The sequence below is a fragment of the Kitasatospora misakiensis genome, assembly GCF_042656005.1.
GTDB lineage: Bacteria > Actinomycetota > Actinomycetes > Streptomycetales > Streptomycetaceae > Kitasatospora > Kitasatospora misakiensis.
In genome coordinates, this window is sequence record NZ_JBHSOF010000096.1 from 1 (window position 1) to 13738 (window position 13738).

A 13738-nucleotide genomic window follows, 5' to 3' on the forward strand; every position below is an offset into this window, starting at 1 on the left:
TCACACCGGCCCTCCGGGCGCTTCGTTCTTTCGTGTTTCCAGCTTATCAGATCCGCGCGGCCGGTTTGACCGGCTTTCGTTTCTCCGAATTCCCGCTGGGGGGATTTCCTTCGACTTCGCTCCGAAGCTTATCAAAGCTTTCGGTGTGCTCAGTTCCGGGATTTACCTTGTCGGAGAGGGCGTGCATTCGTGAAGCACACTCACCTCGACTCGGCGGTGTCGTAGACACTAACGCCTGAGCCTGACTGTTGTCCAGTCGGTCCCAACCGTTCAAACCTACTAGCCCAGCACGACCACGTCAATGGTTTTGCTGGGATGCGAGAAGAGTACCAGGTCAGAGGCCCTGGTGATCACAGGCTCAGGCCGCGACCGGCTGGAGGTCGGCGCGGTCGGCCGCCTCCAGGTCGCCGGTCTCGCCGGTCGCGGCGGCCTTCCGGCCCAGCACCAGGGCGTAAAAGAGGAAAGCGACCTCGGCGAGCGCGCCGATGGTGATCCGGGCCCAGGTCGGCAGGCCGGACGGCGTCACGAAGGCCTCCAACACCCCGGACACCGCCAGCACCGTCGCCAGACCGATTCCCATTCCGATGATCGAGCGGCCCTGTTCGGCGAGCGCGGTGGCGCGGCTGCGCGGGCCGGGGTCGACGATCGTCCAGCCGAGGCGCAGGCCCAGGCCGCCGGCGACGAAGACGGCGGTCAGCTCCAGCAGGCCGTGCGGGATGAGCAGGCCGAGGAAGATGTCGAGCCGGCCGGCGGACGCCATCAGTCCGACGCCGAGCCCGAGGTTGAGGACGTTGCTCCACAGCACCCACAGCACCGGGAGGCCGAGCACCACCCCGTAGAGCAGGCACTGCACGGCGATCCAGGCGTTGTTCGTCCAGACCTGGGCCGCGAAGGAGCTCGCCGGGCGGTCGGAGTAGTAGGCCTCGTACGCGCCGCCCGGCCTGGTCATCTCGCGCAGCGCGTCCGGCGCGGCCACGCTGTTGCGGACCTCGGGGTGGGCGGCCACCCACCAGGCGATCACCGCGGTGGCCACCAGGGAGAGCACCGCGACCGGGATCCACCAGCGGCGCGACCGGTAGAGCGCGGCGGGGAAGCTGACCGTGTAGTAGCGGGCGACGTCCCGCCAGCCGCTGGTCCGGCTGCCGGTGACCGCGTCCCGGGCCCGCGAGACCAGGCTGGTGAGCCGGCCTTCGAGGGTGGGGTCGGGCGCCGCGGCCTGGACCTTGGCCAGATGGCCGGTGACGCGCTGGTAGAGGGCGACGAGTTCGTCCGCCTCCTCGCCGGTCGGACGCCGCTTCTTGGCGAGGGCGTCCAGCCGGGCCCACTCCCCCTGGTGGGTGGCGACGAAGACGTCCAGGTCCATGCGGCGGCTCCATGGTCGGCGCGGGGCGCGCGGTCGGGCGGGTGCGGACAGGTGGGCCCAGCATGCCAGGGCGGGAGGGTGCGGCAGCGGCCGGGACCTCTCTTCCCGGGCGGCTCCGGGGCCCCGTATGTTGACGGCAGCAGATCACGGGATCGTGGGGCCGATCCGCCGGATCCCCGCCACGAGCCGCGTACCACCGACGGGAACGGACAGGTGTCTTGAGCGACCTGGTGACGGGCGAGGCGGTCGTCCTCGGCCTGCGCGCGGCGAAGCTTCCGAGCCGGGGGCTGGCCGTCGCGCTGGACCTCGCCGTGCAGGTCGCCGGCCTGGTGGCGACGACCCTGGCGCTGAGCCTGCTCGCGCCGGACCTGGACGGTGCCGCGGTCGCCGCCGTGACGATCGGGCTGACCGTGTTCTTCCTGGTGGCGCTGCCGATCATGATCGAGACCCTGAGCCGCGGGCGCTCGCTCGGGAAGACCGCGCTGGGGCTCCGGGTGGTGCGCAGCGACGGCGGGCCGGTGCGGTTCCGGCACTCGCTGGTGCGCGGGCTGGTCGGCTTCCTGGAGATCATCGTGCTGCTCGGCGTACCGGCGGTGGTCTGCTCGGCGGTGTCCTCCGAGGGGAAGCGGCTGGGCGACGTCTTCGCGGGGACGCTGGTGGTCCGCGAGCGGGTGCCCGGTGCCGGCGGCGCGGCCGCCGCACTGCCGCCGGTGAACCCGCAGCTGCTGCAGGCGATCGGCGGTGAGCTGGTCGCGCTGGACCTCTCCGCCGTGCCGGAGCCGCTCTGGCTGGCCGTCCGCCAGTTCCTCGGGCGGATCGGCGAGCTGGACCAGGCGGTCGCCCATCAGATGTCCGCGCGGCTCGCGGACGACCTGGTGGCCCGGACCGGACACCCGGTGCCGTACGGGGTGCACCCGGCGGCGTACCTGGGCGCGGTGCTGAGCGAGCGGCAGCGGCGCGAGTGGACCCGGGCCCAGGGGTACGCGTTCCAGCAGGCGCAGCAGCAGGCCCAGGTACAGCGGCAGCAACAGCAGCCCTGGGCACCGACGCCGCCGGCCTCTCCCGTCACACCGCCCGTCGCACCCCTCGCCGCGCCGCCCGTTCCGCCGAGCCCCCCGGCCGCCGGCACCGGCTTCGCCCCGCCCGCCTGAGCGAACCCCGCACGCCTCAGCCGAGCCCCTCGCCGTACCCGAACTCGGCCGGCCACGCGTTCGGCGGCGACTCCAGCTCCTCCAGCTCGATCCCGCCGGCGGCCAGCACCACGTCCCCGGCCAGGTGCACCACCTGCTGCTCGCCGGTCTCCAGGTCCGCCACCTGGTACCGCTCGACGAGCAGCGGCCCGGAGTCCGTGTCGTGGGTGTCGACGCCCTCCAGCAGCCACCCCTGGTCGAAGGTGCGCGGCGCCAGCACCGGCTCGGTGAACGCGACCAGCCGGACCCGCGCGCTCGCCCCCTCCCGCAGCCGGAGCAGCCGCGCGGCGGCGACCAGGAACGCCGGCGACCGCCCGGCGAACCCGTGCGCCCGGTCGTGCCCCTCCACCGCCTGCTCGCCGGCCGGGTCGGACGCGTCGGCCCGCACCCAGGCGACCCCGTCGACCGCGCCGCCCCGGACCTGCCAGCCCCCGGCCCGCAGTTCCATCCGGAGCGGGCGGGCGCGCGAGTCCAGGGTGAGGTCCACCGTGCCGAGGACGCGGCCGTCCGGCGCGTAGGTCTTGGAGACGTACCGCCAGCCGACCGGGCCGGGTGCGCAGCTGAAGCGCTCCTCGCCGAGCAGCACGTGGTCATGGGTGTCGTGGAGCGAGTACCGGCCGTTGGGCATGCCCGAAGCCTACGTCCGGCCCGGACCGGGCCGTCGAACCGGCTCGAACGGGCGTGCAACCTCCGCCCGGCACCCCGCATTAGGGAGGTGGGCGCCGCGACCGCGGCGCCGCGGAAGGGAGCACTCATCGATGGCGAAGCAGACCCGCGACGCCGAGTTCACGGCGTTCGTCGCGGCTCGGGCGCCGTGGCTCCGCAAGGTGGCCTACCTGCTCTGCGGTGACTGGCACCGCGCGGACGACCTCGTCCAGGAGGCGGTCACCAAGCTGTACGTGCGCTGGGCGCGGCTGTCCCGGCTGGAGAACCTGGACGGCTACGCCCGGACCGTCCTGGTGAACACCTTCCTCGCCGAGCAGCGCTCCCCCTGGGGGCGCTGGACGGCCCGGCGCCGTACCGGGGCGGTGCCGGAGCCGGCCGCCGCCCCCGCCGACCTGGACCTCGCGGTCGACCTCCGGCGCGCGCTGGCCGCCCTGCCACCCCGGCAGCGGGCCACCGTGGTGCTGCGCCACTACTGCGATCTGACGGTGGAGCAGACCGCGGCGGCGCTGGGGTGCTCCACGGGCAACGTGAAGAGCCAGACCTCCCGGGGGCTCGACGCACTGCGCCGCTCCCTCGGTCACCGGAATCCCCCCGGCACCCCGGACGCCGCCGGCTCCGCGGGCGCCCGGCACCTCCTCGACCTTCCGCATCCTCAGGACCTCCGAGACCTCCGGCCCGCCGTGCCGGTGGAAGGGGCAGCGTCATGAACGACCACACCGATCCGACCGGGGACCGCCTCGCCGCCGATCTGGCCGCCGGCCTCGTCGCGCTGGCCGACGCGCCGGCCCCGGTCAGCCGGACGGACACCGCGTGGGTGATCCGCCAGGGCCGCTCCCGGCTGCGCCGACGCCGGCTCGGCGGGCTCGGCGCGGCGACGGCGGTGGTGCTCGGGGCCTCGGTCCTCGGCACCGCCCTGCCCGACCGGACCACCGCCGCCCCGTCGTCGGCCGCCGCGGGCCCGACCGCGTCGAGCCCGGTGCTGCCGGCCCTCGGCCCGGACACCGGCCACGACCCGCTCACCGTCCCGGCCGTCTTCGGCTGGCTGCCCGAGGGCTTCGACGGCGTCGGCTACACGATCGGGTTCACGGGAGCGCCCACCGAGTTCGGCGGCAAGGCCTACGGCCCCCCGCAGACCGGCCCGGAGGCGCTGCCGATGAACCATCAGACGATCTTCCTCTCCGTCCACCCGGCCGGGGAGGCGCCGCCGGTCGGGCCCGACAACCTCGGCCGGCCGCAGTACCGGGTGGACACCCGGCCGGTGAACGGCCGGCCGGCGTACTGGCTGGGCCGCGGGCCGGACGACCCGACGGGCACCGCGGGCGACTACTGGCTCCGCTGGCAGGCGGCCGACGGGAGCTGGGTCGAACTGCACGGCAGCTACCTGAGCGCCGCGGACGGTGTCGTCGACACGCTGCCGAGGATCGCCGAGAAGGTGACGACCGGTCGGCAGGCGGTGCGGCTGCCCTTCGAGGTCCGGGACGTCCCCGCCGGCTTCACCCCGGTCGGGGTGAACCTCCAGCTGGGTGCCCCGGCCGCGCTCGGCTTCCCCTGGTCCGCGGGCGTCACCTACCGGTCCGGGGAGGACTACCTCGGTGTCGAGCTCCGCCCCGACGGCGAGCCCGCCACCCCGCTGCCCGAGCCCCGGCCGGTGCCGGCCGGAACGCTGTCGAACGCCGAGCGGTGCGCCGTCGCCCGGGGGGTGAAGACGTGTGCGCGCGCCACGGGGAGCGAGGACCCGTTCGGCGCGACCGGCGGCCTCGCCGGCTGGCTGGAGCGCGTCACCCCGCTCGGCACCGACCAGGCCGGGTGGACCACCGACGTCGTCCACTGACCGGCCCGAGCTGACGGGCCTGAGCTGACCGGCCCGAGCCGACCGGGCCTGACACGCCGGTGGCCGGCGCCCCCGTGAGGGGACGCCGGCCACCGGCGTGTGTCCGTCACCGCGTCAGTAGCGGTACTGCTCCGCCTTGTACGGGCCCTCGACCGGGACGCCGATGTAGTCGGCCTGGTCCTGGGAGAGGGTGGTCAGCTTGACGCCCAGCGCGTCGAGGTGCAGGCGGGCGACCTTCTCGTCCAGGTGCTTCGGCAGCACGTAGACGCCGATCGGGTACTGCTCGGTCTTCGTGAACAGCTCGATCTGGGCGATCGTCTGGTTGGCGAAGGAGTTGGACATCACGAACGACGGGTGGCCGGTCGCGTTGCCCAGGTTCAGCAGGCGGCCCTCGGAGAGGACGATGATGGTGCGGCCGTCCTCCTTGCGCCACTCGTGGACCTGCGGCTTGACCTCGGTCTTCACGACGCCCGGGAGCTTCGCGAGGCCGGCCATGTCGATCTCGTTGTCGAAGTGGCCGATGTTGCCCACGATGGCCTGGTGCTTCATCCGGGCCATGTGGGAGGCCATGATGATGTCCTTGTTGCCGGTCGTGGTGATGAAGATGTCGGCGATCTCGACGACCTCGTCCAGGGTGGTGACCTGGTAGCCGTCCATCGCGGCCTGCAGCGCGCAGATCGGGTCGATCTCGGTGACGATGACCCGGGCGCCCTGGCCGCGCAGCGACTCGGCGCAGCCCTTGCCGACGTCGCCGTAGCCGCAGACGACCGCGACCTTGCCGCCGATCAGGACGTCGGTGGCGCGGTTGATGCCGTCGATCAGCGAGTGGCGGCAGCCGTACTTGTTGTCGAACTTCGACTTGGTGACCGAGTCGTTGACGTTGATCGCCGGGAACAGCAGCTTGCCGTCGCGGTGCATCTCGTACAGGCGGTGGACACCGGTGGTGGTCTCCTCGGTGACGCCCTTGATGGTGGCGGCGACCTCGGTCCACTTGCTGGGGGTCTCCGTGAGCGTGCGGTTGAGCAGCTCAAGGATGATGCGGAACTCGTCGTTGTCGGCGGTGGACGGGTCCGGCGCGGCGCCGGCCTTCTCGAACTCGACGCCCTTGTGGATCAGCAGGGTGGCGTCACCGCCGTCGTCCAGGATCATGTTCGGGGTCTGGCCGTCCGGCCAGGTCAGCGCCTGCTCGGTGCACCACCAGTACTCGTCCAGGGTCTCGCCCTTCCAGGCGAAGACCGGCACGCCCTGCGGGTTCTCCGGGGTGCCCTCCGGGCCGACGGCGATGGCCGCGGCGGCGTGGTCCTGGGTGGAGAAGATGTTGCAGGAGCACCAGCGGACCTCGGCGCCGAGGGCGGTGAGGGTCTCGATGAGGACGGCGGTCTGCACGGTCATGTGCAGCGAGCCGGTGATCCGGGCGCCGGCCAGCGGCTGCGACGCGGCGTACTCGGCGCGGATCGCCATCAGGCCGGGCATCTCGTGCTCGGCGAGCTGGATCTCCTTGCGGCCGAACGGGGCCAGGGAAAGGTCGGCGACCTTGAAGTCACCGGTGATGTCGGTCGACATGCGTCTGCTCCTCGCTGAGGGGTGGGGCGGGGCGGGCCAAGGTCCTGGGGTGCGTCACAACGCGGCGGGCCGCAACGGGTGTGCGGCGACGCCAGGGAGTCCGGCCCGCGGCGGGTTCGGCGCGGTACGGCTGTCCTGTTGCTCGGCACGTACCGTCGGAGGACCTCTCTCCCTCGACCGGAGCGCCCCCCGGGGGGAGCGGACCGCCGATCGACCGCCATCAGCAGCGACGTTCTGGCACCGGGGACGAATCTACACCGACGGCCCCGGGGAGCGGCCCGGTACGGCCGTTTTTCGGCCTCCAGGGCGGGGCTTCGGGGCCCGCCGCCCCGGACCTCCGCGAGCCTCCCGCACGGGTGCGCGAGACCCGGAGTGCGCCGCCTCAGTGCACCCCGCCGGGGACCGGCCCGCCGGGCGTGGCGTACGGGTCGTCGCCCGCCGCCTCCTTCTCGGCGCTGTAGATGTCCGGCTCCAGGTAGATCACCCGGGCGATCGGCACCGCGCGCCGGATCCGGACCTCGGCCGCGTCGATGGCGGCGGCGACCTCGGGGGCCGTCGAGTCGGACGGGACGGCGATCTTGGCCGCGACCAGCAGCTCCTCCGGGCCGAGGTGCATGGTCCGCATGTGGATGACCCGGTCGACGGAGTCGTGGTCGACCAGCGCGTCCCGGATCCGGGCCACCACCTCGGGGTGGGCCGACTCGCCGAGCAGCAGCGACCGGGTCTCGATCGCCAGGACGAACGCGATGACGATCAGCAGCACGCCGATGCAGAGCGTGCCGACGCCGTCCCAGACCCCGTCACCGGTGATCGCGGTCAGCCCGACGCCGAACAGCGCCAGCACCAGACCGACCAGCGCGCCGGTGTCCTCCAGCAGCACGACCGGCAGCTCGGGGGCCTTGGCCCGGCGGATGTACGCCGGCCAGCCGTGCTCGCCCTTGTCCTTGACGGCCTCGCGGAACGCGGTGAGGAAGGACCAGCCCTCCAGCCCGATGGCGAGGACCAGCACGCCCACCGGCCAGTACCAGTTCTCCAGCTCGTGCGGGTGGGCGATCTTCTCGTAGCCCTCGTAGACGGCGAACATGCCGCCGACGCTGAACAGCACGATCGACACCAGGAAGGCGTAGATGTACCGCTCGCGCCCGTACCCGAACGGGTGCTCGGGGGTGGCCTCCCGCTGGGCCCGCTTGCCGCCGACCAGCAGCAGCACCTGGTTGCCGGAGTCGGCCAGCGAGTGGACGCCCTCGGCGAGCATCGAGGAGGAGCCGGAGAAGGCGAACGCCACGAATTTGCTCGCCGCGATGCCCAGGTTCGCGGTCAGCGCCGCGACCAGCGCCTTGGTACCGCCTTCGGTGCTCATGCTCGGAAGGTCCCTCCGTCGGGGGCCGTCCGCACGGCCCGTGCCCGGTCGTCCGGTGGCCCGGTCGTCGTCGAGCGCATACGGTACCGGGCCGCCCGGGCCACCGGCTCAGGACTGCGCGGCGGCGAGCCCGAGGTAGACGGCGGCGAAGTCGGTGAGCGCGACGAGGTCGGCCAGCGCGTGCAGCGGTTCGGAGCGGTGGCTGGCGTACTCGGTGAGCCGGACGTCGTGGGCGGCGGCGAGCCGGTGCGCCCGGCTGGCGCCGAAGCTGCGCGGGCCCGCGTCGTCGGCCGGGACCTCGGCCGGACCGTCGTCCTCCCCCGGGACCCCCGAGGCACCCGAAGCTCCCTGAGCCCCCGAGGCCTCCGGCGACCCCGGCCCGGCGGGCGCCTCCTCGGCGATCTGCCGCAGCAGCAGGACCTGGAGGTGCAGCGGGTCGGGCTCCTCGACCCGGTCGCGGAAGAAGTCGTCCGGGTCGGCGCCCCCGCCGAGCTGCCCGGTGAACATGCCGCGGTGCGCGGTCAGCACCTGCGGCAGCAGGCCCGCCAGGGCCGGGCGCCCGGCCCGGTCGGCGAGCTGGGCGGCGAACCGGCCGGCCGCCGCGCCGGCCACCGGGCCCTCCGCCCAGAGCAGCGGGACGGTCCCGGCCAGCCGGGCGGCCAGGCTCTTGGCCGGGTTGGTGTACGCGGCGGCGTCCGGCCGGCAGCGGACGGCGGTGGCGTCCAGCAGGTCGGCGGTGGCCGCGAGCGCGTCGTAGGCCAGCTGCGTCACGCCGAGCTTCTGGGTGAGCGCGAGCAGCGGGGTGAGGTGGGCCCAGAGCGCGGCCGGGTCCTCGGCGGGCAGGTCCGGCTCGGTGCCGTACCCGGCCGCGGGGCCGCCGTCGGCGGGCGGTTCGGCCAGGCCGGACGGCACGAACGGCAGCGGCAGCGCGCGGACCTGCAGCGCGGCCTCGGCGAGCGGGCTGCCCTCGGGCGCGGTGACGACGATCGCGCAGCCGCGCGCGTACGCCTGCTCGGCGAGCGCGACCAGGCCCCGTTCGCCGCCGCCGGCGGAGCTGATCACCAGCAGGTCCAGCGGGCCCGCCCAGCCGGGCAGCTGCCAGGCCAGGCCGGCGGTGAAGACGGCCGGGGCGCCGCCCCGGTCGGCGCGCGGGACGGGCGCGGCGCCGGTGGGCGGCAGCGGGGCGATCAGGCTCGCGGTGCCGGCCAGCGCCGCGAGCATCTCGCCGGCGGTCAGCGCGCTGCCGTGCCCGGCGACCAGGACGGCGCGCGGGCGGCCGTCGGGGCGCAGCCGGTCCAGGCCGGCGGCCTCGGCGAGCCGCAGGGCGGTGCGGACCCGGGCGCCGGAGCCGGCGAGGGCGAGCAGGGCGCGGTCGTGGTCGGCGCGCTGGAGGGCGGCCGGGTCGTCGAGCAGGGTGTCGTCGAGCATGCGGCGGGCCTCCGGCTGCTGGCTGGGCGCTGAGGACGGCGAACGGCGGGACGGCGGGACTGCGGGGTGGCGGACGGGACGGCCGGCCCCGGCTCGGGACCGGGGGCACCCCGTCCCAGGATCAGGCCGGGCGGCGGGCCTCGTCCACCAGCAGCACCGGAATACCGTCGCGCACCGGGTACACCAGACCGCAGCTCTCACCGGTGCAGACCAGCTCGGGCTGCTCCTCGCCGCCGCCCTCGGTGAGCGCGGCCCGGCACTGCGGGCAGACCAGGATCTCCAGCAGGAAGGATTCGAGCTTCATGGCGTTCGGTCTCCGGTCTCGGTACGGGGTGTCGGCGGTCGGCACACGGGGTGTCCGCGGTCGGCACGGTGGTGCCCCGGCCGCGAGGAAACCCTACCGGCCGGGGCACAGGGGGCCTACGTCAGGCGCGGACGATCGCGAGGACGCCGTCGCGCAGCTCGGCCATCCTCGACGGGTCCTTGGCCTCGACGTTCAGCCGCAGCAGCGGCTCGGTGTTGGAGGCGCGCAGGTTGAACCACCAGTCCGGGCCGGCCACGGTGAGGCCGTCCAGCTCGTCGACCTCGGTGCCCTCGACGGCGTAGGCGGCGCGGACGGCGGCGGTCCGGGCGGCCTGGTCGGCGACGGTGCTGTTGATCTCGCCGGAGGCGGCGTAGCGGTCGTACTCGGCGGTGAGCGCGGAGAGGGTGTCCGGCTGCCCGCCGAGGGCGGCCAGCACGTGCAGCGCGGCGAGCATGCCGGTGTCGGCGCGCCAGAAGTCGCGGAAGTAGTAGTGCGCGGAGTGCTCGCCGCCGAAGACGGCGTCGGTGACGGCCATCTCCTGCTTGATGAAGGAGTGGCCGACCCGGGTGCGGACCGGCGTGGCCCCCAGCTCGCGGACCACCTCGGGGACGGTCCAGGAGGTGATCAGGTTGTGGATGACGGTCGGCTCGGCCTCGCCGGCGGCCTTGGCGCGGGCGATCTCGCGGACGGCGACCAGCGCGGTGATCGCGGAGGGGGAGACCGGCTCGCCGCGCTCGTCGACGACGAAGCAGCGGTCGGCGTCGCCGTCGAAGGCGAGGCCGAGGTCGGCGCCGACCTCGCGGACCTTGGCCTGGAGGTCGACCAGGTTCTTCGGGTCGAGCGGGTTGGCCTCGTGGTTGGGGAAGGTGCCGTCGAGCTCGAAGTACATCGGGACGAGCTCGATCGGCAGGCCGTCGAAGACGGTCGGCACGGTGTGGCCGCCCATGCCGTTGCCGGCGTCGACGGCGACCTTGAGCGGGCGGATCCCGCCGAGGTCGACCAGGCCGAGCAGGTGGTCGGCGTAGCCGCGCAGGGTGTCCTGCTCGGAGAGGGTGCCGGTCGGGACGTCCCGGGCCGGGACGGTGACGGTGTCGTCCTCGGCGGTCCAGGACTCGACCAGCTCGCGGATCTCGGCGAGGCCGGTGTCCTGGCCGACCGGGGCGGCGCCGGCCCGGCAGAGCTTGATGCCGTTGTACTGGGCCGGGTTGTGGCTGGCGGTGAACATCGCGCCGGGCAGGTCGAGCGCGCCGCTGGCGTAGTACAGCTGGTCGGTGGAGCAGAGGCCGATCTGGACGACGTCGGCGCCGTAGCCGGCCGCGCCCTCGGCGAAGGCCCGGCTGAGCGACGGGGAGGAGGGGCGCATGTCGTGGCCGACCACGATCGCGGACGCGCCGGTGACCTGCACGAAGGCGGCGCCGAAGGCGCGGGAGAGGTTCTCGTCCCACTGGTCGGGGACGACGCCCCGGACGTCGTACGCCTTCACGAGCTGCTTGAGGTCGCGCACTGCGGCTCCACCCTGGTTCTGTGTCTGATCGGCGCAACGCGCCGGCGGCCTGGCCGGCGGGCTGATCGCCCGTGGTCACGATACGTCCGGGCACGGCGGCGGCCGGTACCCGGTAGGGGGGAGCGTACCCGGGCGCGCGGAACGGCTCGTGCCGGGGCGGGGACGGCCGACGGGTCAGTTGTCGGGCGAGCGGAGCACCCGGAGGTGGCCGCGGCGGCCGGCCTCGGTGGACTCGCCCTCGGGGCCCCGGCCCTGACGCGGGGTCTGCGGGCGGGCGGCCTCGCGGACGGCGTTGGCGAGGGCCTCCAGGTCGTCACTGCTGCGGCGCAGCGGGCCGGCCTCGGCGGCGAGCCTGACGACCTCCCAGCCGCGCGGGGCGGTGAGGCGCTCGGCGTGCTGGGCGCACAGGTCGTAGCAGTGCGGCTCGGCGTAGGTCGCGAGCGGGCCGAGGACGGCGGTGGAGTCCGCGTAGACGTACGTCAGCGTCGCGACGGCCGGACGGCCGCACGCGGTCCGCGAACAACGACGTACAGAGCTCACGAGGGTGGACGGTACCGCACTCCTCGCCGGGGAGCGAAGACCGCCTGTCCGGAGGGTGTGCCGTGTCGTCGTCCGCGCGCCGCCCGGGCGCTCCGCTCGCCCCGGGCGAACAGCTGCGGGGGTGGTCCACTTCCTGGCGTCCAAGGACTACTCTCGGCAGTGATATGGACAGCTCCGCACCGCAGTCATCGACGGGTCCCTCACGCCGCCCCCGGCACCGCGACCGGCACGGCAGGGGTCTTCGCGGCCCGCTGGCGCCGCCGCAGGTTCCGATCTCGCTCAGCCGCTCCGAGTTGTTCGACGACTACGTGCGCGAATCGGTGGAGCGCCTCGAACGGCGCTGGCCGCAGCTGATCGAGGTGGAGTTCGCCGTCCAGGAGGTGCCGCTGCACGAGCCGGACGGCGCCGATCCGGACGGCGGGGTGCCGCTGGGCCGGGTGTCGCCGGGCCGCCAGGGGCGCAAGAGTCAGATCGTGGTGTACCGGCGGCCGGTGGAGATCCGGGCGAAGTCGCGCGAGGACCGCGCGGCGCTGGTGCACGAGATCCTGATCGAGCAGGTGGCGGAGCTGCTGGGGCTCTCCCCCGACGCGATCGACCCGCGCTACGACGAGGAGTAGGACCTTACGGCGGGGGGGGCCGCAACCCGTTATGCCGCCGCCCCCGCCGCCGTCGGGTCGGTGCGCCGCTCAGCGCAGGACCACGCCCGGGTCCTGGGAGGCCTGCGGGACCTTGACGGTGGACCGGTCGTCGCGCAGCGCCTGGATGGTGAACATCGGCACGTCCTTGTAGGGGATCGCGAGCATCCGGGCGGCCGCGACCGGCCCGCCGGAGACGGTCTCCACGGTGAGCGCGTAGCTGCCGCTCAGCCCGGTGGGCTCGGGCGCGGGGAGCGCGACGGTGCCGCCCGCCGGGAGCTGCACCTCCTTGGTGGCGGGGGTGCCGCCGCCGGTGCCGGCCGAGGCGGTGACCCGGACGGTGGCGGCCTCGCCGGTGGAGGTGAGGAAGAGCGTGGACGCGCCGCCGCCCCGGTTGTCGGCGACGGTGGCGCGGGCGCCGACCGGCGCGGTGCCGGCGAGCCAGGCGGCGTCGGACTTGCCGTTCGCCGCGGCGCGGTCGATCCGCAGGCCGGCCACCACGGGGGTGGGGTGCTTGTCGTCGCTGGGCGACACCCGCAGGCCGGCGACCTCGTCGCGGGTCACCTTGCCGAGGTCGGCGACGGCCACCGTGCCGGCCTTGACATGGATGGACTCGTTGCCGGCCGGGACGAACCAGCCGTTCTTGCCGGAGAGCTCGATCTTGAGGTCGGCGTCGTCCTCCGGCGGGGCCCAGACCACCAGGCGGGCCGAGGAGGTGTCGGCGGGCAGGCCGGGCAGCACCTGGGTGGGCGCGGGGTCGGCGGAGGCGGGCAGCCAGTCGGCACCCTTGTTGCCGTCGGCGGCGTGCAGGGCGGCGCCGACCCGGCCGCTGCGGGCGACCACGTTCACGGCGAGGTCGGCGACCTGGCCCTTGCTGATGGTGGGCAGCAGCACCGACTGGGAGCTGCCGGGGGCGACGGTGATGCCGTTGGCGGCGTCGTTCTCGATCAGGCCCTTGTCGCCGTAGAGCTTGATGTCGACCACGGCGGCCGTGGACTCGGCGTTGACCAGGCTGACGTAGTCGGTGCGGCCCTCGGCGGTGGAGGCGCCGACGAACCAGAAGCCGGTGCCGGACGGCGTGCAGGTGATCCCGGACAGGCCGAGACCGCGCTGCTCGGTGACGGTGGTGGTCTGGGTGACCGTGAAGCCGGGGGCGAGCGCGCCGGTGGCGACGGCCGCGGTGCCGGGCGCGAGGTCGCTGTTGGCGGCGGGGGCGGTCACCGGGGTGCCGGGCTTGGCCAGGGTGAGCCGGGCGTCGGCGGGGGCGGTGTTCTTGTCGACGGCGGCCGCGGCGGCGGGCGCCGCGGTGGGCGCGCCGGTGGCGGCCGGGGCCGACGGCGCGCCGCTCGGGGCG

The 13738-nt window shown here is 74.5% G+C and carries 14 protein-coding genes; 5 read left to right on the top strand and 9 right to left on the bottom strand.

Annotation, left to right across the window (positions count from 1 at the left end):
• A partial coding sequence (locus ACFP3U_RS36135; protein ID WP_380230015.1) for a hypothetical protein occupies nt 1–193 on the top strand: 193 nt, incomplete at its 5' end.
• 165 nt (nt 194–358) lie between these two features.
• Here ACFP3U_RS36135 and ACFP3U_RS36140 read toward each other — a convergent pair.
• On the bottom strand, nt 359–1363 hold the full coding sequence (locus ACFP3U_RS36140) for a stage II sporulation protein M (RefSeq protein WP_380230016.1): 1005 nt from the start codon (nt 1361–1363) through the stop codon (nt 359–361).
• 218 nt (nt 1364–1581) lie between these two features.
• Here ACFP3U_RS36140 and ACFP3U_RS36145 point away from each other — a divergent pair, with 218 nt between their 5' ends.
• Complete coding sequence (locus tag ACFP3U_RS36145) at nt 1582–2514, top strand: RDD family protein (RefSeq protein WP_380230017.1); 933 nt, start codon at nt 1582–1584, stop codon at nt 2512–2514.
• A 16-nt stretch (nt 2515–2530) separates the two neighbouring features.
• Here ACFP3U_RS36145 and ACFP3U_RS36150 read toward each other — a convergent pair whose 3' ends face one another.
• Nucleotides 2531–3181, bottom strand: coding sequence for a hypothetical protein (locus tag ACFP3U_RS36150; protein WP_380230018.1), 651 nt, complete (start codon nt 3179–3181; stop codon nt 2531–2533).
• Nucleotides 3182–3311: 130 nt separating this feature from the next.
• Between ACFP3U_RS36150 and ACFP3U_RS36155 the strand changes: the two genes are divergently transcribed.
• Nucleotides 3312–3926 carry a SigE family RNA polymerase sigma factor gene (locus ACFP3U_RS36155; RefSeq protein ID WP_380230019.1) on the top strand — a complete coding sequence of 205 codons (615 nt, stop codon included), beginning with the start codon at nt 3312–3314 and terminating at the stop codon, nt 3924–3926.
• Entirely contained in the window at nt 3923–5050 is a 1128-nt protein-coding gene (locus ACFP3U_RS36160) for a hypothetical protein (RefSeq protein WP_380230020.1), read from the top strand. Before ACFP3U_RS36155 ends, ACFP3U_RS36160 begins: the two co-directional genes overlap by 4 nt.
• 114 nt (nt 5051–5164) lie before the next feature.
• Here ACFP3U_RS36160 and ahcY read toward each other — a convergent pair whose 3' ends face one another.
• The 6 genes from ahcY to ACFP3U_RS36190 form a co-directional block, all read right to left on the bottom strand.
• Nucleotides 5165–6613, bottom strand: coding sequence for an adenosylhomocysteinase (gene ahcY, locus ACFP3U_RS36165; RefSeq protein ID WP_380230021.1), 1449 nt, complete (start codon nt 6611–6613; stop codon nt 5165–5167).
• Between the two features lie 382 nt (nt 6614–6995).
• Nucleotides 6996–7973, bottom strand: coding sequence for a cation diffusion facilitator family transporter (locus tag ACFP3U_RS36170; RefSeq protein ID WP_380230022.1), 978 nt, complete (start codon nt 7971–7973; stop codon nt 6996–6998).
• A gap of 108 nt (nt 7974–8081) precedes the next feature.
• Nucleotides 8082–9401: an SIS domain-containing protein gene (locus ACFP3U_RS36175; RefSeq protein WP_380230023.1), complete on the bottom strand. Its 1320-nt coding sequence runs from the start codon at nt 9399–9401 to the stop codon at nt 8082–8084.
• 121 nt (nt 9402–9522) lie between these two features.
• A complete protein-coding gene (locus ACFP3U_RS36180) occupies nt 9523–9705 on the bottom strand; it encodes a Trm112 family protein (protein ID WP_380230024.1) in 183 nt (60 codons plus the stop codon).
• 121 nt (nt 9706–9826) lie between these two features.
• A complete protein-coding gene (locus tag ACFP3U_RS36185) occupies nt 9827–11209 on the bottom strand; it encodes a phosphomannomutase/phosphoglucomutase (RefSeq protein ID WP_380230025.1) in 1383 nt (460 codons plus the stop codon).
• Between the two features lie 174 nt (nt 11210–11383).
• Nucleotides 11384–11749, bottom strand: coding sequence for a DUF3499 domain-containing protein (locus tag ACFP3U_RS36190; protein ID WP_363560396.1), 366 nt, complete (start codon nt 11747–11749; stop codon nt 11384–11386).
• Nucleotides 11750–12042: 293 nt separating this feature from the next.
• Here ACFP3U_RS36190 and ACFP3U_RS36195 point away from each other — a divergent pair, with 293 nt between their 5' ends.
• Nucleotides 12043–12366, top strand: coding sequence for a metallopeptidase family protein (locus ACFP3U_RS36195; protein ID WP_380230026.1), 324 nt, complete (start codon nt 12043–12045; stop codon nt 12364–12366).
• Between the two features lie 69 nt (nt 12367–12435).
• On the opposite strand, the gene ACFP3U_RS36200 is transcribed toward ACFP3U_RS36195, so the two are convergent.
• On the bottom strand, nt 12436–13738 hold a 1303-nt coding region (locus ACFP3U_RS36200; RefSeq protein WP_380230027.1), incomplete at its 5' end, for a DUF5719 family protein.

What these genes read in the sequence shown, in the direction of transcription:
- ACFP3U_RS36140 (WP_380230016.1), bottom strand. Translation starts at nt 1,363, where the DNA reads ATGGACCTGGACGTCTTCGTCGCCACCCACCAGGGGGAGTGGGCCCGG.
- ACFP3U_RS36150 (WP_380230018.1), bottom strand. Translation starts at nt 3,181, where the DNA reads ATGCCCAACGGCCGGTACTCGCTCCACGACACCCATGACCACGTGCTG.
- ACFP3U_RS36155 (WP_380230019.1), top strand. Translation starts at nt 3,312, where the DNA reads ATGGCGAAGCAGACCCGCGACGCCGAGTTCACGGCGTTCGTCGCGGCT.
- ACFP3U_RS36160 (WP_380230020.1), top strand. Translation starts at nt 3,923, where the DNA reads ATGAACGACCACACCGATCCGACCGGGGACCGCCTCGCCGCCGATCTG.
- ahcY (WP_380230021.1), bottom strand. Translation starts at nt 6,613, where the DNA reads ATGTCGACCGACATCACCGGTGACTTCAAGGTCGCCGACCTTTCCCTG.
- ACFP3U_RS36170 (WP_380230022.1), bottom strand. Translation starts at nt 7,973, where the DNA reads ATGAGCACCGAAGGCGGTACCAAGGCGCTGGTCGCGGCGCTGACCGCG.
- ACFP3U_RS36175 (WP_380230023.1), bottom strand. Translation starts at nt 9,401, where the DNA reads ATGCTCGACGACACCCTGCTCGACGACCCGGCCGCCCTCCAGCGCGCC.
- ACFP3U_RS36180 (WP_380230024.1), bottom strand. Translation starts at nt 9,705, where the DNA reads ATGAAGCTCGAATCCTTCCTGCTGGAGATCCTGGTCTGCCCGCAGTGC.